The organism is Tatumella sp. JGM91 (assembly GCF_018257575.1).
GTDB lineage: Bacteria > Pseudomonadota > Gammaproteobacteria > Enterobacterales > Enterobacteriaceae > Tatumella > Tatumella punctata.
Genome location: NZ_JAERJP010000003.1, coordinates 68,687 through 91,563, shown reverse-complemented (window position 1 = coordinate 91,563; position 22,877 = coordinate 68,687). Strand labels below are relative to the sequence as shown.

The 22,877-nt window shown below is 51.6% G+C and carries 23 protein-coding genes and 1 other RNA gene; 14 read left to right on the top strand and 10 right to left on the bottom strand.

Annotated features, from left to right (window positions below):
* Positions 1–20 precede the first annotated feature (20 nt).
* Entirely contained in the window at positions 21–1,418 is a 1,398-nt protein-coding gene (locus tag JK198_RS03205) for a GGDEF domain-containing protein (protein WP_212710180.1), read from the bottom strand.
* Between the two features lie 339 nt (positions 1,419–1,757).
* Positions 1,758–2,555, bottom strand: a complete 798-nt coding sequence (locus tag JK198_RS03200) for a 5'-nucleotidase, lipoprotein e(P4) family (RefSeq protein ID WP_212710218.1) — start codon at positions 2,553–2,555, stop codon at positions 1,758–1,760.
* 111 nt (positions 2,556–2,666) lie between these two features.
* Between JK198_RS03200 and JK198_RS03195 the strand changes: the two genes are divergently transcribed.
* The gene (locus JK198_RS03195) at positions 2,667–3,413 is read left to right on the top strand and encodes a polyphenol oxidase family protein (protein ID WP_212710178.1); all 747 of its coding nucleotides are present in this window, start codon (positions 2,667–2,669) and stop codon (positions 3,411–3,413) included.
* Between the two features lie 175 nt (positions 3,414–3,588).
* On the opposite strand, the gene rlmG is transcribed toward JK198_RS03195, so the two are convergent.
* Together rlmG and JK198_RS03185 are read right to left on the bottom strand one after the other, a co-directional pair.
* Positions 3,589–4,713, bottom strand: coding sequence for a 23S rRNA (guanine(1835)-N(2))-methyltransferase RlmG (rlmG, locus tag JK198_RS03190; protein WP_212707072.1), 1,125 nt, complete (start codon positions 4,711–4,713; stop codon positions 3,589–3,591).
* A 125-nt stretch (positions 4,714–4,838) separates the two neighbouring features.
* The gene (locus JK198_RS03185; protein ID WP_343876899.1) at positions 4,839–6,527 is read right to left on the bottom strand and encodes a chloride channel protein; all 1,689 of its coding nucleotides are present in this window, start codon (positions 6,525–6,527) and stop codon (positions 4,839–4,841) included.
* 341 nt (positions 6,528–6,868) lie between these two features.
* Between JK198_RS03185 and JK198_RS03180 the strand changes: the two genes are divergently transcribed.
* The 8 genes from JK198_RS03180 to JK198_RS03145 all read left to right on the top strand — a co-directional run bounded on the left by JK198_RS03180 (position 6,869) and on the right by JK198_RS03145 (position 13,138).
* Positions 6,869–7,831 (top strand): TerC family protein, encoded by a 963-nt coding sequence (locus JK198_RS03180; RefSeq protein WP_212710217.1) that lies wholly within the window; start codon positions 6,869–6,871, stop codon positions 7,829–7,831.
* 245 nt (positions 7,832–8,076) lie between these two features.
* A complete protein-coding gene (sstT, locus tag JK198_RS03175) occupies positions 8,077–9,321 on the top strand; it encodes a serine/threonine transporter SstT (protein ID WP_212707073.1) in 1,245 nt (414 codons plus the stop codon).
* A gap of 387 nt (positions 9,322–9,708) precedes the next feature.
* Entirely contained in the window at positions 9,709–10,380 is a 672-nt protein-coding gene (locus JK198_RS03170) for a DedA family protein (RefSeq protein ID WP_212707074.1), read from the top strand.
* On the top strand, positions 10,380–10,700 hold the full coding sequence (gene mzrA / locus JK198_RS03165; RefSeq protein WP_212707075.1) for an EnvZ/OmpR regulon moderator MzrA: 321 nt from the start codon (positions 10,380–10,382) through the stop codon (positions 10,698–10,700). The genes JK198_RS03170 and mzrA overlap by 1 nt, the downstream gene beginning before the upstream one ends.
* A gap of 342 nt (positions 10,701–11,042) precedes the next feature.
* Positions 11,043–11,348: a YqjD family protein gene (locus JK198_RS03160; protein ID WP_212707076.1), complete on the top strand. Its 306-nt coding sequence runs from the start codon at positions 11,043–11,045 to the stop codon at positions 11,346–11,348.
* Positions 11,349–11,350: 2 nt separating this feature from the next.
* Positions 11,351–11,746 (top strand): phage holin family protein, encoded by a 396-nt coding sequence (locus JK198_RS03155; protein WP_212707077.1) that lies wholly within the window; start codon positions 11,351–11,353, stop codon positions 11,744–11,746.
* A complete protein-coding gene (locus JK198_RS03150; protein ID WP_212707078.1) occupies positions 11,746–12,030 on the top strand; it encodes a YqjK-like family protein in 285 nt (94 codons plus the stop codon). The genes JK198_RS03155 and JK198_RS03150 overlap by 1 nt, the downstream gene beginning before the upstream one ends.
* 127 nt (positions 12,031–12,157) lie before the next feature.
* On the top strand, positions 12,158–13,138 hold the full coding sequence (locus tag JK198_RS03145) for a glutathione S-transferase family protein (protein WP_212707079.1): 981 nt from the start codon (positions 12,158–12,160) through the stop codon (positions 13,136–13,138).
* 35 nt (positions 13,139–13,173) lie between these two features.
* Here JK198_RS03145 and JK198_RS03140 read toward each other — a convergent pair whose 3' ends face one another.
* Positions 13,174–14,088: a LysR family transcriptional regulator gene (locus JK198_RS03140; protein ID WP_212707080.1), complete on the bottom strand. Its 915-nt coding sequence runs from the start codon at positions 14,086–14,088 to the stop codon at positions 13,174–13,176.
* 106 nt (positions 14,089–14,194) lie between these two features.
* Here JK198_RS03140 and JK198_RS03135 point away from each other — a divergent pair, with 106 nt between their 5' ends.
* The gene (locus JK198_RS03135) at positions 14,195–14,911 is read left to right on the top strand and encodes a pirin family protein (RefSeq protein ID WP_212707081.1); all 717 of its coding nucleotides are present in this window, start codon (positions 14,195–14,197) and stop codon (positions 14,909–14,911) included.
* Positions 14,912–14,930: 19 nt separating this feature from the next.
* Here the strand turns inward: JK198_RS03135 and dolP are convergent, their stop codons facing one another.
* Genes dolP through JK198_RS03115 form a run of 4 tightly spaced genes read right to left on the bottom strand, consistent with a single transcriptional unit; the run spans position 14,931 to position 18,585 of the window.
* Positions 14,931–15,503, bottom strand: a complete 573-nt coding sequence (dolP, locus tag JK198_RS03130) for a division/outer membrane stress-associated lipid-binding lipoprotein (protein WP_212707082.1) — start codon at positions 15,501–15,503, stop codon at positions 14,931–14,933.
* 14 nt (positions 15,504–15,517) lie between these two features.
* Complete coding sequence (diaA, locus tag JK198_RS03125) at positions 15,518–16,105, bottom strand: DnaA initiator-associating protein DiaA (RefSeq protein ID WP_212707083.1); 588 nt, start codon at positions 16,103–16,105, stop codon at positions 15,518–15,520.
* Between the two features lie 15 nt (positions 16,106–16,120).
* Complete coding sequence (locus tag JK198_RS03120; protein WP_212707084.1) at positions 16,121–16,516, bottom strand: YraN family protein; 396 nt, start codon at positions 16,514–16,516, stop codon at positions 16,121–16,123.
* Positions 16,474–18,585: a penicillin-binding protein activator gene (locus JK198_RS03115; protein WP_212707085.1), complete on the bottom strand. Its 2,112-nt coding sequence runs from the start codon at positions 18,583–18,585 to the stop codon at positions 16,474–16,476. The genes JK198_RS03120 and JK198_RS03115 overlap by 43 nt, the downstream gene beginning before the upstream one ends.
* A 62-nt stretch (positions 18,586–18,647) precedes the next feature.
* Between JK198_RS03115 and rsmI the strand changes: the two genes are divergently transcribed.
* The 3 genes from rsmI to JK198_RS03100 all read left to right on the top strand — a co-directional run bounded on the left by rsmI (position 18,648) and on the right by JK198_RS03100 (position 20,665).
* The gene (gene rsmI / locus JK198_RS03110) at positions 18,648–19,523 is read left to right on the top strand and encodes a 16S rRNA (cytidine(1402)-2'-O)-methyltransferase (protein WP_212707086.1); all 876 of its coding nucleotides are present in this window, start codon (positions 18,648–18,650) and stop codon (positions 19,521–19,523) included.
* 33 nt (positions 19,524–19,556) lie between these two features.
* Positions 19,557–19,931, top strand: an RNA gene (gene rnpB, locus JK198_RS03105) — RNase P RNA component class A.
* 482 nt (positions 19,932–20,413) lie between these two features.
* Positions 20,414–20,665, top strand: coding sequence for a hypothetical protein (locus tag JK198_RS03100; RefSeq protein ID WP_212711464.1), 252 nt, complete (start codon positions 20,414–20,416; stop codon positions 20,663–20,665).
* A gap of 97 nt (positions 20,666–20,762) precedes the next feature.
* Here JK198_RS03100 and JK198_RS03095 read toward each other — a convergent pair whose 3' ends face one another.
* The gene (locus tag JK198_RS03095; RefSeq protein ID WP_212707087.1) at positions 20,763–21,647 is read right to left on the bottom strand and encodes a LysR family transcriptional regulator; all 885 of its coding nucleotides are present in this window, start codon (positions 21,645–21,647) and stop codon (positions 20,763–20,765) included.
* 111 nt (positions 21,648–21,758) lie between these two features.
* On the opposite strand from JK198_RS03095, the gene JK198_RS03090 reads away from it, so the two are divergent.
* The gene (locus tag JK198_RS03090; RefSeq protein ID WP_212707088.1) at positions 21,759–22,724 is read left to right on the top strand and encodes an ABC transporter substrate-binding protein; all 966 of its coding nucleotides are present in this window, start codon (positions 21,759–21,761) and stop codon (positions 22,722–22,724) included.
* Positions 22,725–22,877: the final 153 nt, after the last annotated feature.

Genomic DNA, 22,877 nt, shown 5'->3' with positions numbered 1-22,877 from the left:
CGTGTAGCACCCGCCCGCCACTATACCGTCCGGGCGGGTGATATCCGGTTGCGGCCATTGCGTTTTGAAACATACAAATTGCGGTCAGCAATACTTAGCAGCCGGTTCATTACCGGTATCCAGCTTTGATCATCCGCGCCGGCTATGTCGCGGGCAACCCCGATACTGACGGATACCGGCACGGCTTTTCCCTGAATAATACAGGGCGTATCCGCCACAGTACGGCGGATATTTTCGGCGAAACCGTATAATTGCTCAGTATCAGCGTCAAATAATACGATAGCAAACTCTTCTCCGCCAAAACGGGAAACCCTGTGCCGGGAACCGGTCAATACCACCAGCCGCTGGCTTATTTCCTGTAATACACGGTCACCTTCATCATGGCCATAGGTGTCATTAATAGATTTAAAAAAATCGATATCCAGCAGAATCAGTCCCATAGCTCTGTCTGCCGACAAAGGCTCACGACTGAGGCTGTCAAATAACCCGGCACGGGACAGTAACCGGGTCAGGAAATCGTAATTCGCCCGCACAGATAGCTGCTGATTCAGCGACCGGACAGACTCCATCCCCACAGCAACCATATACGGTGTTAATGCCAGTGCAGCAATTCCCAGCCTGACGGAAATCAATGCGGGTATTTCTGACGGCAAAAATCCGGAACCGGTACTGATGAGATCCGTATAAATTAATACGATTTCGGTCATCCCGATAATGCAGGTAATCAGACAGGTAGCCGTTACCGGCAGTACCAACGCGCACCAGATCAAACCGGGCAGAGGCAACGGCAGGCTGCCCGGGCCTCCGGAGATCACCGCAAAGAGCAGCAGGACGGTAACAGCAATTACCGGAAAAACAGACGTCAGACGTAACCGGGCGGTGCTTTTGCTGCCGATACTTAAAAATAGCGGCAGTAATAATAATCCGGTCGAGAACTGTTCACTGCTCCATTCTCCGATGACGTTTAACAGACCGGCAGTGCTGTCACAGGACGGAGAAATAAATGCCCACCAGCTGCCGGAGAGTATTGCCGACAGCAGACAGACGGGAAAAATAAGCATCACACTGCGGATATTCTCTTTACCGGCCTCAGGTGTCATCAGCCTGCTCAGCAGAATACTGGTCACACTAATAAAAATAAGATTAGCCAGATTAATTGCGAATGCCTGCACACCCTGGCCGGACATATACAGGTCATAAACCACCATTCCGCTGTAACAAAACAGGTAATTCAGCGGAGTATTCAAAAATGGCTTACGAATAAATAACCCGGTGATTACCGCATTTGTCACCCAGAACAGAGAAAGTGCCTGCGGCAAGCGCAGATAACTGTTTATGACCGCCAGTACCGCACTTAAGCACAGCAGCAAAATGCCATTGCGGATAATTGTGTTTTCGCTAAAAATCCGGACCACCATTACTTAATACTCCGCACTGCTTGTTCAGGCGTCAGTCACATAAGTGAACGTTATCATTCCGTATCAGGACAGGTCAGACAGGTACCATACCGGAAGGCTGAAATATAGCGGGTAGCTCAGAAAAAATGACTTTCCTGAGTGAATTATTTATTCCTGAATGTTGATTTCGCGGGTAATCACGGCCTGTGATTATTTCCGGTAATTACGCGCTGATATTTCAGCGCGTACAGATGGTCCTTATTCATAACCGCGCGTATTCTGACAAAATAGCGGCAAATAACAAACAACAATTAATAAAATTAATGTCATTAAATGCGATAGCCGGTCAGTGAGCGCGGATTACTGGCCGTTCCAGGCCCGTAAATTCTGTTCTCTGACCTGTATTTTCTGCTGAGCAGATAACTGGTTGTAGCCGTCGGCCAGACCACTCTCCCAGTCGCCGTATTGCGGATTCGGCAGAATAATGAACTTCGTTCCGAACAGGGCATGATTATTGCTGACAAATTCACGGCGCTGAGCGTTATCTTTATGCCAGCTGGCTCCGCCAAAATCATTCAGGTTATCACCAATATACAAAACAACATTGGCCCCTGATTGCCGAATCTCATCAAAACGCGCCTGCTTATTAGAGGTGGTCGTACTCAGACGAAGGGTATTGTTACTGACCCCGGGGAAACCTAATGCGGTCAGGTTATCCACAGTGGCCTGATAATCTTTCTGATCCCGGTTCGATACGTAGAACACCGTACCGCCGTGACTGTCAACATAACGGGCAAATTCGACTGCCCCCGGTACTGCCCGTGCCTGCCGCGCCCGTGTCCAGGCAGACCAGCTGGCATCTGTGAAGGGCTGATCATTCTTTGCCTGCCAGGCCTGGTAGGCGCTATTATCCAGCATTGTTTCATCCAGATCGACAATCACCGCGCCGGGTTTTCCGCTTTCAGAGACTGCATTATCAAACGCCTGAGTCGCGACATTAAATGCCTGCCATGTCAGCGCCTGATATTCCCCGGACTGCTGAGTCCAGTTGATGGCTGCCACTGTCTGGTCATTGAGCCGCTGTTGCGCATTTTCGGCACAACCGGTCAGACCAAGAATGAAGACGGCAGGTAATGTCATAAGCCAGCGTTTTTGCATCATATATCCTCTGGTTAAATCAGATTTATCAGTAGTTGACCTCAGGATAACTATCGCAGTATCGTCATCCTGAATGCAACTCCGGAAGCCACTTCGACACAGGAAACAGCAATGTCCCGTTCTGCTGCTGCCGTTACCCGCTCGCCTTTACTTGACTCACTCGGCTGGGTCAGCCACCAGTTTCTGCCGGCAGGTATCCGCCCCCCGGCAGATGCTGCTTACGGGATTCAGCGCCATAGCGCCACCGTACTCTGTGCAGAAGATAATTTCCCGCCACAGCAAGTGGTCTCAGACGGTCTGATCAGTCGTGGCCGGCAGCCGGCAGCCGTATATACCGCAGACTGCTTACCGGTACTGATTGCCTCACCGCAGACCCGTCAGGTAGCGGCAGTGCATGCTGGTCTGAAAGGCACGCTGGCCGGTATACTGCAACAAGCTGTCCGGCGGCTGTGCGATAAAGGGGCCAGTAGCAGCAGCCTGTATATAGCCATCGGTCCGGCAATCGGCCCCTGTTGCTATCAGCTTGGACGGCCGGTGTTAACAGAGATAGAACAATGCTGCGGGTTTTCCGGCCCCTGTTATGACTATCCCGGGGATAACCCGCGGGCCGTCCGGCCCTGTGCCCCGCAAAGCTACCCCGCTGTCTGGCTGGATTTACCGGCACTGGCCAGCCAGATACTGGCCTGCGAAGGTGTCCCGCCGGAACAGATCGATAATCTGCACTGTTGTACTTATTGTATGGCAGAAGACGGTGCCAGTTTCCGGCGAAATACTCACACCGGCGAAGGCTACCAGCTGCGTTTTTCATGGATAGCCAATAATACAGCTCCGCAGGCCGCGGAGACTCAAGGCCAATAGTCTGATTGACGGAGGGTAAACACAGGATAAACATCATTGCGCGGGAGCGGTTGGCCGGTCATCATCCGGCCGGAGGACCGACCGTGTTGGGTCCGGCATTATCTGAGCGCCCTGCACCGCCTGTGGACTTCTGCAGCGATACCCACTGGCGATGCAGGGGCGCGGAAATAACAGCTTAGCGCAGCTTAACAGACCTCAATACCACAAATTTACTGTTGGAAGCCACCAGCTGGCAGTTGCCGAACAGCTTTTTCAGTTTACGCTGATGGTCGAGGTGACGGTTAGCCACTACCCGGAACTCCCCTCCGTGTTGCAGACAACGGAAAGCGTCGCGGAACATTTGCCATGCCACGTGATCTGTCACCGCATTCTGCTGATGAAACGGCGGGTTACAGAGTACAGCCGCATAACTGTCAGCAGAGAATCCGCTCAGAGCATTATTGACCGTGAAATGGCAGCGAGACAAATCTTCAGGCAGATTCTGTTCGATGGTTAACCGGGCAGAAGCTACCGCCATCATTGATTCATCCACAAAATGGATAGCCGCATCAGGGTTATGGGTCAGTGCTGTCAGCCCGATGACTCCGTTACCGCAACCAAGGTCAATAATATCCCCTTCCAGATTACGTGGTAAGTGGCGCATAAAAAAGCGCGCACCAATATCCAGAGACTGGCGGGAGAATACATTGGCATGGTTATGGATAGTGTAAGGGGTCCCCTCCAGCGGCCAGCGCTCAATCAAATCGCGTGCGGTCAGTGTATCAACCGTACGCTGGCTGAAAATTAAACGTGCTTTCTTTTTCGCCAGTGACGTTTTGGTCTCGCCGATGATCCGTTCGAATAATCCGAGGGTTGAGTTATGGATATCTTTAACTTTCGCGCCCCCGATAATCACTGTTTCAGCCGTCAACACCGGACGTAAGGACACCAGCTGGTATTCGAGCAACGCCAGAGTTTTAGGCACCTTAATCAGTACCGCAGCCGGTGTTTCTGTCAGCGCCGTCATGCTGCCGAGAAACGTGACCTGACTCTCATCAAGCTGGTTTTCGGCAAGGTTGATTTGCGTCGCCTGCTGACTGTTCAGAGAATCACTGATATGCCATACCCGGCGTCCTGACTGTAACAGGGCGCAGGTCAGCGCACCGAAGTTATCGTTGAATACCGCCACCGGGCCCGGCGGTAATTCCTGCTGTAACAGATATTCATCTGCCGCATCCCAGGCCTGTAAAGCATTATCGTCGCCGGTTCTCGGAAAACGATGCAGGGTAAGTGAAAAATCACTCAGTTCGAATTGGCTCATGATATCTCCGGCACAGGTCTGGGGGTAACGCAGAAAAAGGGCGCAGTATACTGGCTTTACCGGATAAACCCAACCGCAAACACCGTGTTATCGCCACCGTATACCGGCAGCTAGCCTGACCTTTATCAGATAAAAGCGCCAGCTTTACGGATCAGGCTAGTTTTCGTCAGCGCACCAAGAAAGTAACGCTCAGAGTCATCACTCAGCACCGGCAGACGCTCGAGGGTTACCTGTGAGAATGCCTCCCAGCCCTCGCGCAGACTTTTATCCTGACAAATTGTCGGGAAATCGTTATCCATCACAGCCCGGACTGGCGAATCCGTCGTTATTTTCTGGGACAATACGCTGGCGGCAATCTCATGTACCGAAACAACGCCCAGAAAACGTCCGCTTTCGTTAATCACGTAAACATAGCGCTCACGCTTCAGAGAACTGATAGCCAGAGCATCACCGACCGAAGCATCTGGCAATAAAGCGGCCCCCGGAATAATCAGTTCAGCAATGGTGGTGTTATCAAAATCATAACGGGCTTCAGCACGGTTAAAATGGGTAGAGATTAACGGATAAGTCACTGCCGACTGTAACCGGTACGCCACCATCGTCGCCAGTACCGTGGAGATCATCAACGGGAATAGCAAGCTGCTGTTCAGGGTCATTTCCAGTACCATCAGCATCGCCATCAGCGGCGCCTGGCTGATGGCGGCAAGTACCGCGGCCATGCCCATGGCCGCATACAGCCAGCCCTGCTGACTGGCGATGCCCCAGTGTGTGGCCAACAGACTGAACATGGCACCGACTAACGCCCCGATCAGCAAGGAAGGGGTAAACATGCCCCCCACCGCCGAAGATCCCGCTGAACAACAGGTGGCCAGCAGTTTCAGAACCAGTAACATTAATAGCCCCGGAAACAGGTAATGACCACTGAAAATATTGATAATCACTTCATAGCCATTGCCCAGAATATCCGTGGAGCAGATAGCCAGCAGCCCGACAGCGACGCCGCCGGCACCAAGCCGTAATGGCAGACTGCGGATACGGGAAAATTGTTTTTTACTGTAACCCGCAAGAGTAATAAAACCGGCGCCGGTCAGCCCGCACACCAGGCCGATAACAATCACCATCAGGATACTGCTTACACTGACATCAAACCTGACATCTGCCAGCGGGTAGAGCGCAGAGCGATAGCCAAGCAACCACATGGTCATCACCGATGTACCGGAGGCTATCACCAGCGGAATCAGTCGCTGTAATGCCGAAATGCCAAAAGCAACCTCGGCCACAAAAATAGCCGATGCCAGCGGCGCATGATATACGGAGGCCAGTCCGGCAGCCGCAGCCATAGCAACAACATCCCCATTTTTCAGGTAAATACGCACCGGCAGGCAACGGGCTATGATACTGCCGCATAACGCTGATAGCTGTACCATCGGCCCCTCTTTTCCGATGGAAGCACCACTGGCAATACTGGCTATTGAAGAAAAGGCGCGAAATAATGAAGTCCGGGTCGGTACCGCGTCCAGCCTGGCATTGAGAACCGCCAGGTAATCGGTACTGACTCTTTGTTTTTTTTCCAGAGCCACCGCATAGCGCAGGAAAAAACCGGCAACCACCCCGCCAGCGCCGACAATCACCGGCCAGAGAAACCATGGCCAGACATGCATTGCCTGCGTGATATCGTCAGTGGTACCAAACAGTAAGCGGTTCAGCCACTCAATGGTATGGCGAAACCCCAGAGTCACCATCGCACCGGCGCATCCGACGGGTATCGCAATCAGCAACGTTGTCCAGCTAAGGACGAATTTACCTTCCTTCACTACAAATCCTGCACACAGGGGGAGAGGCAGTCATCATAAAACTGTCAGCCTCTGCTGGCAATTAATCGCCTTTCCTGTACAGCGCGCGCGCACCATCATATTTCAAAATATGTCATACCCTGTATTGCATTTATTACCATTCCGTTTCAGGATAGCGGCAGCAAAGGGGAGTAACTTATAAGCCGGATGATCGTCATTACGTTGTGTATACAACCGGTCACCGGGCAACCAGAAAACATTCTGCGTTGTAAGTGAGACCTTGCCGGAAGGTAAGGTTTGCTTGCAGCGAAAAGGCGGCTGATATCTTCTGATCTCAGCCGTTTTTTTGTAAGGGCAGAATGATGCATAGTATAGGTAATCCGTTTCTCTGGAGTTGTTTCACCGTCATCGTCGTTATTATGCTGATTATCGACCTTCGGCTGCAGGGCAGCCGTGGCAGTGCAGGGATGTCATTTAAACAGGCCGCATGCTGGTCTGTCGTATGGGTACTGGTTTCCCTGCTGTTCAGTGCCGTACTCTGGGGATACTTACGTACGACTGTCAGTCCTGATATTGCCTCTTCTCAAACGCTGGCCTTTATCACTGGTTATCTGCTGGAAAAAGCACTGGCCGTCGATAATGTTTTCGTCTGGCTGATGTTATTCAGTTATTTTTCTATACCGGCCAGCCTCCGGCAGCGGGTGCTGGTATACGGAGTACTGGGTGCGATAGTACTGCGGACCGCCATGATTTTTGCCGGCAGCTGGCTGGTGAATGAATTCAGCTGGATCCTCTGCCTGTTCGGTGCTTTTCTGGTATTCACCGGCATAAAAATGGCCATCCCGGAAAAAAGTGCCGCCGGCAGTTCAGCTGAAAAACCGCTGGTTAGCTGGCTGAGCCGCCATCTGCGGGTTACCGAAACACTTCAGGGAGAACGCTTTTTTGTGCGCAGGCAGGGTGTGCTGCGGGCTACCCCTTTATTGTTAGTGTTGATCATGGTCGAATTAAGTGATGTGATCTTTGCCGTTGACAGTATTCCGGCCATCTTTGCCGTGACAACTGATCCGTTTATCGTTCTGACATCAAATCTGTTTGCCATACTGGGCCTGCGGGCGATGTATTTTATGCTGTCCGGTATTGCCGAGCGATTTTCATTACTCAAATACGGACTGGCTCTGATCCTGTTATTTATCGGCGTAAAAATGCTGCTGATGGAAATCGTTCATATTCCCGTCACAGTATCCCTGACCGTGATAGCCACCATTCTGCTGCTGACGCTGCTACTCAACCATTGGGTCAATTGCCGGACATCACAAAAGCCATAACAGGACAATATCCCGCAGGGGGGCAGCCATTCCCCTGCAAAAATTATAACTTTCGTCGCCATGCGATATATTAATAAAAATAATGACACTATTCGCGTATTTTACGCTGCCGGGTATTCAGACACCGTGAATTTGTGCTTTATTCTGCAGATCTTTTACTTATACTTGCGCGGGCAAACGTCATTTATTCCGAATTAACAAACCACGGAAAAATGATAACATCCTGATAACTAAGTAAATATTATATGACTACAAAAAAGAATAGTTTTTTCAACTGGCTGAAGTCCGGTAATCTTATCGGCCAGATTATTGCGGGTCTGTTAGCCGGTATTTTGCTGGCGATGGTCTCTAAAGATGCCGCTAATGCTGTCGGACTGTTAGGAGAGCTCTTCGTTCATGCTCTGAAAGCGGTTGCCCCTGTGCTGGTGCTGGTGCTGGTGGTCTCCTCGATTGCCAGCCATCGTCATGGTCAGCAGTCAAGTCTCCGGCCGATTATCGTTATGTATCTGCTCAGCGTTTTTTGTGCCTCAGTTGTCGCCGTTGTCGCCAGCTACCACTTCCCGCAATTTATTACCTTGTCACATGCTCATCAGGGAGCCATTCCGCCACGGGGCATTTCCGCCATTTTGCATAGCCTGCTGCTCAGTATGGTGGTTAACCCGCTGGATGCACTGCTGAATGCAAATTATATTGGTATCCTGGTGTGGGGAATTGGTCTGGGGCTGGCGTTTCGCCATAGTAGCGATACCACCCGTCTGATGCTCACTGATTTGTCGTCAGCCATTGGCTGGCTGGTACGCAAAGTCATCCGCTGTGCGCCATTAGGTATTTTTGGTCTGGTGGCATCAATTCTTGCCAGCAGCGGATTCTCAGCCCTGTGGAATTACGCCTCGCTACTGTCATTACTGCTCGGCTGTATGCTGATGATGGCGCTGGTAGTTAACCCGGTGCTGGTCTTCTGGAAAATCCGTCGCAACCCTTACCCGCTGGTCTTTTTGTGCCTGCGGGAAAGCGGAGTAACCGCCTTCTTTACCCGCAGTTCGGCGGCAAATATTCCGGTCAATATGGGCATAGCAAAACGCCTCGGCCTGGATGAAGATACCTACTCCGTATCCATTCCCCTCGGCGCCAATATCAGTATGGCAGGTGCATCAATCACCATTACGGTACTGACGCTTGCCGCCGTACATACCCTGAATATTCCGGTCGATTTTCCGACCGCCATTATGCTGAGCCTGGTCGCATCACTCTGTGCCTGCGGAGCTTCCGGCGTGGCAGGAGGGTCGCTGCTGTTGATCCCGGTCGCATGTAATATGTTTGGTATACCGAATGATACAGCAATGCAGGTAGTGGCTGTCGGCTTCCTGATCAGTGTCCTGCAGGATTCCGCCGAAACGGCCCTGAACTCATCGACTGATATATTATTTACGGCCGCCGTCTGCCAGTCTGAAGCACAAAAAAAAATATTACTGGCTGAACACACCAGATAATATCAGACAGCAGTACAATGATCTCTGACGCGGGGAGAACTTACTGTCATTTTCCCCGCGCCAGAGATGATAAAAAAATGCTATTCCCCGTTCCCTGCCTTCCCTGCTGTCACTTCATGGCCGGTGTGCTTTCCGAAAACCTTATTATGTCAGTCCGTGTAAATATCCTTTTGCAACGGTACCTGCCGGGTAAAACTCTGCGTCAGCATCGTGTTAGCTGTATTGTGAAAACTTATTATTTGTTACACTTACTCTTCCTTTTTTACCCTTCAGCAGGGTAATCACAGGTCGCTGATCAGAAGTTTTAAAGACATTCCGGCAGTTTCTGCGGAATGTATTATCTTTAAGGCTTCTTCCGGGAATGTTAATGATGGTCAGGAACACTTAATGGATACCCTACAAGCCTTACTCCACGCTCTGTGGCAGCAGGATTTTGAAACACTCGCCGATCCTTCCCTGGTCTGGGCTATTTACGGCATTTTGTTTATTATTTTGTTTCTGGAAAACGGTTTGTTACCTGCTGCGTTTTTACCCGGAGACAGTCTGCTGATTCTGGTCGGCGTATTGATTGCTAAAGGTACCATGGACTTTCCTCTGACCCTGTTTATCCTCACCACTGCCGCCAGTCTGGGCTGCTGGGTCAGCTACATTCAGGGCCGATGGCTGGGGAATACGCCGCTGGTACAGAAATGGTTAGCTCATTTACCGGCCCAGTACCATCAACGGGCCCATCGTCTTTTCCACCGCCACGGTTTATCGGCGCTACTGGCCGGACGGTTTATTGCTTTTGTCCGCACTCTGTTACCCACCATTGCCGGTATTTCCGGGCTTAAAAGCGCCCGCTTTCAGTTCTTTAACTGGATAAGTGCATTTCTCTGGGTGCTTATTTTGACAGTCGCCGGCTTCGCTTTAGGTAAAACGCCGCTGTTCCGGAAATACGAAGATCAACTGATGTTCTGTCTGATGCTTCTGCCACTGGTATTACTGGTCTTCGGCCTATTCGGCTCCTTATATATTTTGTGGCGTAAACGTACACAACAAGACCGGAATCCCCGGTAATGCATTCACGTAATGTATTTATCCGTTACCGTCTTGCGGCCTTGCTGGCGATCAGCTGCATCCTGGTTATTACCGGCGTTATTCTTACTTCAGATTTTTTGCAGGAAACACCACAGGTCAGAATTGGCGTTACCTATAAAGGTACCAATCTTCCTGATGGCTTTTTTATTTACCAGCAACTGTCAGCCCGCGGGATCATTATAAAAAGTATTACACCGGAACAGGATATGCTGGTCATTCGTCTCGAAAGCGAAGACCAGCGTCTTGAGGCACAAAAACTCCTCAGGCAGATACTTTCTGATGCCTACACCAGTGTATGAACGGCCGGTCCGGCAACAGATGATTCCGGATCGGCTATTTCATCACCTCCACAACTTTGAACTTTCCAGCAGCTGTATCTATAATCAGATAAAAACAGCCAGATAACTGTCTGTATGCAGGTATTCAGCGCTACTGTCACGGGTGAGGGTAGCACTGAGAAAAACAGTGATGCTGTTATTCCGGGAGCTGCTGAGACTGGCAATCCCGGACGCAGAATAACACCAAACACACAAAAAAAGGTTCAGGGCGACTGGTATTATCGGTTCACAGTGAACAAGGTTACTGAGTCTGTTTTCCCCGCATCTGCGGATTTAACTACTATCTTTCAGAAGGAGTTTCAAATGGCTAATATTCCATCGTCCGAGGATCTGCGTGCTGAACTGGCAACTCTGGCTGATACCCTGGAGGAAGTCCTGAGTGGTGCCAGCGATAAATCAAAAGTTGAAATTGAAAAGCTGCATAAAAAAGCCCGCGCCGCACTCCACAATACCCGTGAAAGCCTCGGTGAGTCCGGACAACATATTGCCAAAACAACCCGCGAGGCGGCACACAAAGCCGATAATTACGTCCACGAAAAACCGTGGCACGGCGTGGGTATCGGTGCTGCTATCGGGGTAGTGTTCGGCATTCTGATTTCACGCCGTTAATTATGGCTACTCACTCGCAGAACGAAGGACCGGCAAAAAGCATTATTACTATCGGTCAGCGAATGGTGACAACCCTTGCCAGTATTGTGGAAACCAGGGTTCGTCTGGCAATTGTCGAGTTAGAGGAGGAAAAAGCTAACCTGATCCAAATGCTGCTGATGGTCGGTTTAACTATGCTTTTTACGGCATTTGGACTGATGAGTCTGATGATCCTCATCATCGTCGCAGTAGGTGCAGAATACCGGCTGATGGCTATCGGTATTACCACCGGGGTACTGTTTGCCCTGGCGCTGATTTTCGGGATCCGGGTATTAGTTAAATCCCGGCAATCAACGTTGTTACGCCATACCCGTAAAGAACTTTCAACTGATCGGGAGCTGCTGGAGGACAGACAGTAATGAGCCGCCGTGATATTGAACGTCGCAGAGACGAATTGCTGGCAGTGATTCAGCAACAACGACTGGACCTTCAGGCCTGTCAACGTGACTGGTGCCAGGCAACCCGCCGCTATGATCAGCTCTGGGTCAGGCTAACGGGCCTGCGTCGTTATATTGCCATTGGCGGCGGACTGGCTACCCTCTGGTCTTTACGACATCCCGGCTTTGTTGCCCGCTGGGCTAAACGCGGCTTCGGTTTATGGAGCAGTTGGCGAATGATACGTAACAACCTGCCGGGTAAATGATAGCCTGTTTCTCAGCCAGCCTCAGGGCTGGCTGAGCCTTTCACCGGCAACGGTGCGTTATTTATCTCTTTTCTCTCGCAGTTTCCCGCGACACAATAACAGTCTGTTTTACTCTCCGGAGAACATAATGGGAATGCTTACTCAGGGCCAATGGCAGGATGTCTGGTACGACACCAAAGCCAGCGGAGGTAACTTTGTTCGTTCACAATCTCAGTGGCGTCACTGGATCACCCCGCAGGGCGAACCCGGCCCGAGCGGTGACGGCGGATTTCCAGCCGCGAAAAATCGTTACCACCTGTATGTCTCTCTGGCCTGCCCGTGGGCACACCGCACACTGGTTATGCGTCAGCTTAAAGCACTGACGCAGGTTATTTCAGTTTCCGCCGTACATCCTCTGATGCTGGAAAATGGCTGGACCTTCGACCGCAACTTTCCCCATGCAGACGGCGATCCGTTATACGGACTGGAATATTTGTACCAGCTGTACCTGAAAGCTGACCCGCAAGCCACTACCCGAGTGACCGTGCCGGTACTCTGGGATAAATATCGCCAGACCATTGTCAGTAATGAATCTGCCGATATTATGCGAATGCTGAATTCTGCATTCACCGCCTGCGGGGCCAGTGACACGGACTATTATCCGCTATCGCAGCAGAAGCAGATTGATCAGTTAAATGACTGGATTTATTCGCAAATTAATAATGGCGTATACCGTGCCGGGTTTGCCACCACACAGCAGGCCTACGATGATGCAGTCAGTGCTGTATTCGACGGACTGGAGCGTGCTGAGGCAATCCTCGCTGAACGCCGCTACCTGACCGGTAACCAGCTCAGCGAAGCAGACATTCGTCTGTGGACGACACTGATACGGTTTGATGATGTTTATGTCACCCATTTCAAATGTAACCGGAAACGCATCAGTGACTACCCGAACCTCTATGGCTTTCTGCGGGATATTTACCAGCTGCCGGGCATTGCCGACACGGTTAATCTGCCCCATATCTGCCATCATTACTACGCCAGCCACCGGCAGATAAATCCCTCCGGGATCATCCCCGTCGGGCCGGATCATAACTGGTGGTCAGCCCACCATCGGGTTAACCGCTGATCAGGGTTCCCGGCCACAGGCTGTCTGTGGCCGGACTACCATAATGAAGGGGTCTGATATTTTGCCAGCAGCCGCGGGATTTCACGCAATGCCCACGCCTTCGCTTCTCCCATACTGTCACGCCGCCAGGCCATAATAATATTGATCTCATTCCGGTATTCCGGGCTGACCACTTTTAACCGCCCTTCTGCCACATCTTTTTCTATCCATGGCCAGGGCATAGTCGCTACCCCTAGTCCTGCCAGCAATGCTTTACGTTTATCTTCTAATGAACTGACAGTCAGGCGCTGCTGTTTATCCAGTAACTGTACGGTAATGACAGGCCGTTCACGGGCAGTATCCGCTACCGCGATCCCGCGGTATTTTACCCGCGTGACTTCCGAAAGGGGCTCCGGTTCCTGATGAATCGGATGATCAGGACTGGCTACATAGACGCCTGTCATACTGTATAACTTACGGGTATTAATTTCGCTGGAGGTCCGGAAATGCATGGCCGGAGCAATAACAATATCGGCTCTCCCCTGATCCAGCCTTTCCCAGGATCCGGCCAGTACCTCTGTCAGAAGCGAGACCCGGGTATTAGCCTTCTCTGCCAGCCGGTCAACCAGCGGAAACAGATGCTCACAGGGTACCAGTGCTTCGGTAACAATCGTCAGATGAGTTTCCCAGCCACGAGCCAGAGCTTCTGCATCGGTAGTGAGTTTTTCGGCGGCTTCCAGCAGGGCCCGGCCCCGTTCGAGTAACAGTCTGCCGACATTGGTAAATTTGGTGCGATGGCCGGAACGATCAAACAGCACGACATCCAGTTCTTCTTCAAGCTTTTGCATGGTGTAACTGAGAGCCGACGGAACACGGCCCAGTTCATCAGCGGCCGCCGCAAAACTGCCACGACGGTCAATCGCATCCATAACCCGCAGCGCTTCCAGTGTCAGTGCCCGTTCTCTTACCATCAGATTCTCTTTCAGTAAATTTGAATATAGCAGGCAGATTAACTGGCTAACATTCAGCCGTCCAGCCCTTTAAGATAAAAGCACACCATGATTTACAGGAAGAAATATGTTAACTCTCCGGTCAGCAAAAAAATGCGGCACTGCCGATTATGGCTGGCTGAAAGCCAGATACAGTTTCTCCTTCGGCCATTACTTTGACCCGGCGCTGATGGGATTCAGCTACCTGCAGGTACTCAACCAGGAGAGCCTGGCGCCGGGAAGCTCTTTCCAGCCACGCAGCTTTCCGAAAATTGATGTGCTGAATATTATTCTGCAGGGAGAGGCCGAATACCGCAGCAGCGACGGACAAATATCACGGGCCGGGGCAGGAGATGCACTGTTACTTTCTGCCAACGACAACAGTATTTATCAGGAATCTAATCCCTGTCAGCAGCATGCTTTACTCCGCCTGCAACTGTGGCTGAATGCCTGCCCGCAACAAACCGCTCCGCCAGTACAACATCGCTCTCTGGCTTCAGATAAACAGTGGGTTCTGATTGCCTCACCGGAAGGCAGTGATGGCAGCCTGCAACTGCGGCAGAACATCTGGGTACACCAGTTGAATTACCGCCAGGGAGAAAGCCTGCCATTCCGCTTGCAGGGTACCCATTGCTATCTGCAATCCGTATCCGGTGAATTATCACTGCAAGGCAGTAAGCAATCGTTATCCATGGCCTGCGGAGACGGGGCCTTGATCAATGATGAGTCAGAAATTTATATCTCCGCCGTGAGTGACGGAAAATTACTGATTATTGATTGTCTGGAAGAAGCTCAGGCAGCCTGACAGACTGCCTGAGAACCCCTTATTTCAGCAGAGTGAAGGCTGTAGTGACATGTTTAACACCACTCACACGGCTGGCTATATCTGCAGCAGCCTGCCCCTCTTCAGCAGTGACTAATCCCATCAGGAAAACTTCTCCCTGTTCTGTGGTGACTTTTACATTTGAAGATTTCACTTTATCGCTTCCCAGTAACCGGGAACGAATTTTGGTGGTGATCCAGGTATCTTCCGAAGAAGTTCCGAGAGAGGCATTCGGCCCGATACGAATTTCGTTATACACTTCCGATGCACCGTCCACGCCGGCAGTAATCTGTTTCGCTTTGTCTGCCAGCGCCTGTGACGGAGCTTCGCCGGTCAGTAATACTTTGCCCTGATAGGCCATGGCATTAATGTGGGTGTCTGATTTTATCTGTTTATCATTTGACAATGCATTGGCAACGCGGAGTTCTAAGGTGCCGTCATCAACCTGAGTACCCACTGTCCGTGGATCTGTTGCTGATTTAGTCGCTACCGCAGCGCTGCCTATGACGACTGCCGCACAGCCCTGTAACATCAGGGCCGGGATAAAAATCGCGAATACCGGAAGTATTTTCATTAATGCTCCTTCAGTCATTCCTGATGGGGAAATAATGTGTAATCAATAAGTTCACACAGACAGTTCACCGTCAGCATATGCATTTCCTGGATCCTTGCACTACGGTGCGAAGGAATGCGTATTTCAACGTCATGGGGGCCAAGCAATCCGGCCAGTTCTCCCCCGTCATATCCGGTCAGGGCGACGATGGTCATATCGCGGGTCACCGCAGCTTCGACAGCTCTCACAATATCCCGGCTGTTGCCACGGGTCGATATTGCAAGCAGCACATCTCCTGCCTGCCCGAGTGCTCTGACTTGTTTGGCATAAATTTCATCATGCTGTCGATCATTACCGATCGCGGTCAGCATAATATTATCTGCACTTAATGAGACTGCGGGTAAGCTGGGTCGTTCATTTTCAAAGTGATTTATCATCGTAGCGGTAAAATGCTGAGCATTGGCGGCGGATGCGCCATTGCCACAACTCAGAATTTTATGGCCATTGAGCAACGACTGAACCAGCGTCATCGCTGCACGGGAGATTGCATCCGGCAACGCTTCGGCGGCAGCTATCTGCGTCTGGATACTTTCGGTAAAACAAGCTTTAATTCTTTCCTGCACAAGACCACCTGGTGATTACATATCGGTATCAAACGCGTTTTTTAACCATTGCAGTTCCTTTCCGGTCACCGCAATAATATCAAAGCGACAGTCCGTGGTAGCAAAACTTTGCTGCCTGCCGGCCAGCCATAGGGCGGCAGCTTTCCGTAACCGCTGCCGCTTCTGCCGGGTGATGCTGGCCAGTGCCCCGCCGAAGCGATCATTGCTTCTGAAACGCACTTCTGTGAACACCCATATCATGCCATCGCGCATGATAAGGTCTATTTCGCCACAGGGATAGCGAACATTACTGGCCACCCATTTCAGCCCGGCACGTTGCAGAAAGCGACGCGCACGCCGCTCATACAACTGTCCGTTAATAATACGGTTTAATGTACCGGTATAATTTGCCCCTGAGAATATTGGTTCCATGATAACGTCCTGTTAATCACGCAATTCTGACCGGCATTCAGCATACCTGTATCTCCGCTGATCTGGTAACCGGGTTGCTGGCGGAGCTGACTGAAGTGATTCGCCAGAGTCCAGGCATCGATCCCCATTGCGTACAAACGTGCCAGCGAATAATCATTACTGAAGTTTTTCACTGTCTGTTGCATCAGCGCCGGATTAGCCCCGGACAGTAACGGAATATCACTGAACTGAAGGCCATCCATTTCCAGACGGAAATCCGGACCAGAGCCTGCCTGCGAGCTGAGTGAGCTGGCGTACAAGGCGATATTGCTACGGCTTCCGGTGCGCATAGTGATCATCGGTTTAATCAGCGCCAGTTCGCTTTGGCTGGCGACAATGTAAACAGAATCAATATTGCCCGGCGCAGCGTTATCTGCCACAGGTGCCGGTTGTTCAGGGGCAGCAAAGGTCAGTCCGGCAACCGAAACCGAAGAGGATGCCGGTGCTGAATTATTTTGTACCACAACCGGTGTACCGGTCATTGCGATACCGGAATTACTGTTAATCCGTTGTTTAAGATCAGCGACTGAACCAAACGTCTGCTGTTCGACCACTGAGCCCCCCAGTTTTTGCCACTCAAGCGCAAAAGCATTTGCCACACGGTTGCCAAAGTTATTCGCCGGAATAAGCAACAGGGGCATACGTTTGTTTTGCTGCCAGATATGACGGGCCGCATCGCGGGCTTCATTTTCCGGCGACAGGGCGAAATAACACATATTGGGGTGGTTCTGTAAGCTGCCGGGTTCATTCAGCGCCAGGATATTCAGCGGCGTGGACAGGGAAGCAACTTTGCTGACATCGTCCTTCAGTAAGGGACCGACGACCAGGGTCGCACCATCACTCTGTGCCTGCTTAATCAGCTGTTCGACCGGCTGTGTGTTCGTATCATACACTTTCACCAGCGTAGTGCTGTTGGCCGGTGCTGTCGCGGGTATCGTCGGTGCTGAGGAGGCTGCCGCCGTTACAGCGGCTGACGCAGGCGGCGTCGCTGCCGGAATCGTTGCCGCCGACGGGCTGACAACAGCATCAGTGTTTGCCGGTGATGTGGCACTGATCGGTGCATTAGCACTGCCGGTGACCGTGCTGGCCGCCGGAGCAGTTGCCCCTGTCACAGCCGCTGCCGCAGGCGTCGAGGATGGTACAACCGCTGAGGCAGTTACCTGACTGATTACACCATTACGCGCATCATCAAACCCTTTTTCTATCGCCTGTGAAAACACAGCCGCAGGGCCACTTAACGGCAGCAGTAATGCAATTGTATTGGTCGATGCAGGCGTCATATTCATGCTCTGCAGCAGACCCGCAGGCAATTGTTTTGCTGCCGGGTTATCCGGGTAACGGGTTTGCCAGTCTTTCACCCCGGATTTCAGCGCATTCAGATCACCGTTACTGCGGTAATAGACTCCCAGCAGATCCAGCCAGCCTTGCAGAATATTTTCATTGGCATTAATGATAAAGTTGCTGGCTTGCTGCTGAGGTATTTTGCGTAACGACAGCCAGGTATTATCAATATTTTGCTGTTGAGCATCACCCTTCAGCAAGGGCTGTAAGGCAATATAAGCGCGCAGAGTGTCCAGGCTCGGCTGATCGCGGCTCGCGGCAATGGTGGTCGCGTAATAACGGGTCTTTTGATCGGCCGATAACCCGGCGACATTCACCCCTTTCAGCAGCTGCAGCGCCGCTACCGAATGATTAGCCGATACCGCATACTGTGCTTTCAGTAAATCCAGCTCCTGCTGCCGGGTTGCAGAGACCTGTTGCGGTAATAATTGCAGCTGTTTACCGGCGGCAGAATATTTTCCTTCTGTCATTAACGCGCGGATTGCGAGTAATTGCCAGTCGGTCTTGCTATCATCACTGCTCTGCTGCATCTGTTGCAGGTAATAAGCAGAGGTACCTGTTGCCGGCCCCCCGACATTCACCGCAGGTGCCTGCGGCCCCTGAGAAGAACAGGCGGCCAGAATAAGCCCGGCAAGAACAACAGGAACAAAACGCCCTGCTTTACGACGATTCACATTTGAAAGAAGCATACGGTATCCGGTTATGTTTTTTTCAGAACGCCTAATATTAAATCGGCAATTCGGATGAAACAATGAAACAAAACGATCAGACAGATATTTCTGCGGGTACACTGTATATCGTCCCGACCCCCATAGGTAACCTGGGCGATATTACACAGCGTGCGCTGACTGTCCTGTCAAACGCAGACTTGATTGCCGCAGAAGATACACGCCACACTGGCATGTTACTACAACATTTCGCAATCAACGCGCGCCTGTTCGCACTCCACGATCACAATGAACAGCAAAAAGCCGATTATCTGATAACACGATTACAGGCAGGTCAAAGTATAGCGCTGGTTTCTGATGCAGGTACCCCGCTGATTAACGACCCTGGTTATCATCTGGTCACTAAATGCCGTGATGCCGGGGTAAACGTCGTGCCTCTGCCCGGCGCCTGTGCCGCGATAACAGCATTAAGTGCCTCAGGGTTACCGTCCGATCGATTCTGTTACGAAGGGTTTCTGCCGGCCAAAACCAAAGGCCGTTGCGACACGCTTCGGGCGCTGACGACCGAACCACGGACGCTTATTTTTTATGAATCCACCCACCGTTTGCTCGATTGCCTGCAGGATATGGTGCAGGAATGGGGGACTGAACGTTATGTAGTACTGGCGCGTGAAATTACCAAGACCTGGGAAAGTATTTATGGTGCCCCGGTCGGCGAATTACTTCGCTGGGTAAAAGAAGACGAGAACCGCCGTAAAGGTGAGATGGTACTGATTGTTGAAGGGTATCATGCTGATGCAGAAGCTCTGCCTCCGGAGGCTCTGCGGACTCTCGGCCTGTTACAACGCGAGTTACCACTGAAAAAAGCAGCAGCACTGACAGCAGAAATCCACGGGGTGAAGAAAAATGCACTCTACCGTTACGCCTTAGATCAACAAGAAGATCAGCAAGACGCGTGACAAATGGCCGCGAATGCCCTATTATCCGCGGCCGAAGCTGACCAGACAGTCGCCGCTTCGTCGTTGTCCCTTCGGGGAGACGGACGGAGGGGAGGAAAGTCCGGGCTCCACAGGGCAGGGTGCCAGGTAACGCCTGGGAGGCGCAAGCCTACGACCAGTGCAACAGAGAGCAAACCGCCGATGGCCCGTTTACGGGATCAGGTAAGGGTGAAAGGGTGCGGTAAGAGCGCACCGCGCGGCTGGCAACAGTCCGTGGCACGGTAAACTCCACCCGGAGCAAGGCCAAATAGGGGTTCACATGGTACGGCCCGTACTGAACCCGGGTAGGCTGCTTGAGCCAGTGAGCGATTGCTGGCCTAGACGAATGACTGTCCACGACAGAACCCGGCTTACCGGTCAGCTTCAACTTTTTATGGAAAAACCCGCTGCGGCGGGTTTTTGCTTTTCTGCTTCCGGGAAAGTCTTCTGCGGCCTGCGGTGTCGCGGACGTGTCCACGACGCTATTCACCCACAGGAACGCGGCTTACCGGCCAGCTTCCGCTGCTTATGGACAGCACGCTGCGGCGGGTTTTTGCTTTTATGTTCTCTGATAGCCTCCGGCGATCATATGGCTCAGGGGCGACCGTGCAATATTTCCCCGAAAAGAGCGGTCTGAGTAATGATATATTGGCTGAGTCGCAGTGAAATACCTGCCGCTTAAAAAGCGTACACCTGACATGATACACCCTGGGAAATGAAGAGGTAATAAATTGATATTATTAAATAAAATAATCCCTGCCTTGATGCTCTTTTCTGTAATCGTTATGACCAGCGGCTGCGTCAATAGCACTGCGGAATCAGTAAGTAGCACGAGCGGTGACAATTATCCGGCCCGGGTTGCGCTGGAGGCAATGGGTAGATCTTTTCAGGAAAATGCCACTGACTTAAAAGTCACACAGCAGGTAAATAGCGGAGAAGCGCCGGATAAAGCGATTGTCACCGTTGAACAATCGGGGCTAATGGACGATTCTGTCGCTGCCGAACGAACTGTTTTTACAATGAATTACCGCGAAGGTCAGTGGGAGACAGTCAGCCGGGTAACAACTCAGCGCTGCTGGCCTGAACGGGGGCATCAGCAGTTCTCTGAGCAGCCATGTGATTAGAGCCCGCGAACCAGGTGACTGACAGTCCGGCAGACAGCGACAATCTATAACAGCGCAGTATATCCTGCCTTCTGCCGTTCCGCGGAATGATGCTGATTCAGGGAAGCTGATCGGCAACCTGACGGGCAAATGCACGGATCGCCGGCATCAGATTGCCCTGCTCAGGGGCCGATAATAGCCAGAGATAGTTTTCCGGCTGATATTCCTGACTGGCGATAATTTGCAGGCTCTCCCGTAACGGGCTGCTCTCCAGTACTGCCAGCGGTACAATTCCTACACCGTTACCATTCGCCACCAGTTGCATCTGTAAGAGTGCTCCGGCACTTTCCACATTAACGTTGAATCGACTGCCTGAATGTTCAAGATAACGGATAATACCGGCTCTTAATCCGCACCCTTCAGGATTCAATACCCACCCCGTTTCTGCCGCTTCACCCAGTGTTATATGCTCACTGAACATTCCCTTACGGGCGATCACCGCTACCGCCATAGGTTTCAGTTTTACAGCCTGAATATTCTCCGGCACCGCAAGGTTCGCCGGACCTATCGCCAGCATGGCATCAAGGTCGAAGTTTTCCAGACGATTCAGTAACTGTCCGCCCCAGCCACAACTGACCGTGATTCCGGCATGAGAAAATTCCTGACGTAAGTTATTCAGGGTGTGCGTCAGACTCAGTTCACTCAGACTTTGGGGTAAACCTAACCGCAGAGGCCCCCGCGGCTGTCCGCCATCATCGGCCATCGCATACAAACGACGGGCCTCTCTTTTCAGAGCCAGGCACTGCTGATAAACCCGCTGTCCGACCGTGGTCAGCCGCAGGGGTTTGGTCTGCCGGTCCAGCAACCGGGTCCCTAATGACTGTTCCAGACTTTGTAATCTGCGGGTGATCGCTGACTGCGTAATCCCTAAATGTTCAGCGGCCTGACTCAGGGAAGAAAACTGTACTACCGCCAGTAATGCATCGATGTCATCTATTCGCATGCTGATCTCTTATGAACTTTTTGCATATTAGCTTAGATAAAAATTGAATTTTAGGAATAAAAATACCTTTGCTAACGTAATAACACATTTCATTTGTTGCAGGAATTATTTATGTCTTTTTCCTTACCGGGTACACAGGTCCGTCGCGTTATCCGGTGGATAGCGGTGTTATGGATCTTACCGGGGCTGGTATTCAGTGTATCTGCTGCACAAACCTCTCTGGTAGTCGGTGATCAGGCGCGTATTTTACGCAGTCTGATGGAGGCTTCCGGGGTATTGCAGGATCTGCCGTACTCGATCCACTGGGCCAATTTTCAGGGAGCCGCCCCGTTGTTTGAAGCCCAGCGGGCTGATGCCACAGACACTTCTTACGCCGGGGATTTACCGGTATTACAGGCACTGGCAGGCGGAGTGAATCTGAAAATTATTTTAACCGAAGTCAGTACCGGAAGGGGTAACGGCATTGTAGTGCCTGCCGACAGCCCGCTAAAAACGGTTAACGACCTGCGTGGTCAGCAGGTCGTTGTTTCCTCAGCGGCCGGCAGTATTTCACAGAATATGCTCTGGCTGGCACTGGAAAAAGCCGGTCTGTCGCGTCAGGATACGCGGATCCGGTTTGTATTGCCGGTTGATGCCAGCGCCGCTTTTAACAGTGGCCAGATCAACGCCTGGGCCGTTTTTGACCCCTACCTGGCCGTCGCTCAGCAAAACGGGGGCCGGTTAATTACCGATGCCAGCCACCTGACAACCTCATTTTCGTTTCTGACCGCTACGACCGCATCACTGGCTGATCCGGCGAAGCGACAGGCCATTCAGGACTTTGCTGGCCGGGTACGTAAAGCCAGACTTTGGGCGGTCAGTCATCCTCAGCAATATGCCGCCAGTTACGCCGCGCTCAGCCAGTTACCTCTCTCGACTGCCCGCCTGATTATCTCACGCGGATCGACAGACTCACGCAATGTCACTCCCGGCGATCTCAGCAACCTGCAATCCACCGCAGATCGTTTTTATCACTATGGCATTCTTCCGCAAAAAATTAACGTCAGCGAATACGCCATTACCGGTTTTCTGAATTAGCCCGCGACGTTAGCGCACGGTGCCTCGGGTTCATATCTGTTTAGCATAATTACTAATGTTAAAAATGAATTTTGATCATATTAACATTCGGCCTAGAGTATAAAAAACCACCGCTGATCTGTGCAGATCTGCGGGCCCTTTTGTGACAGGAAA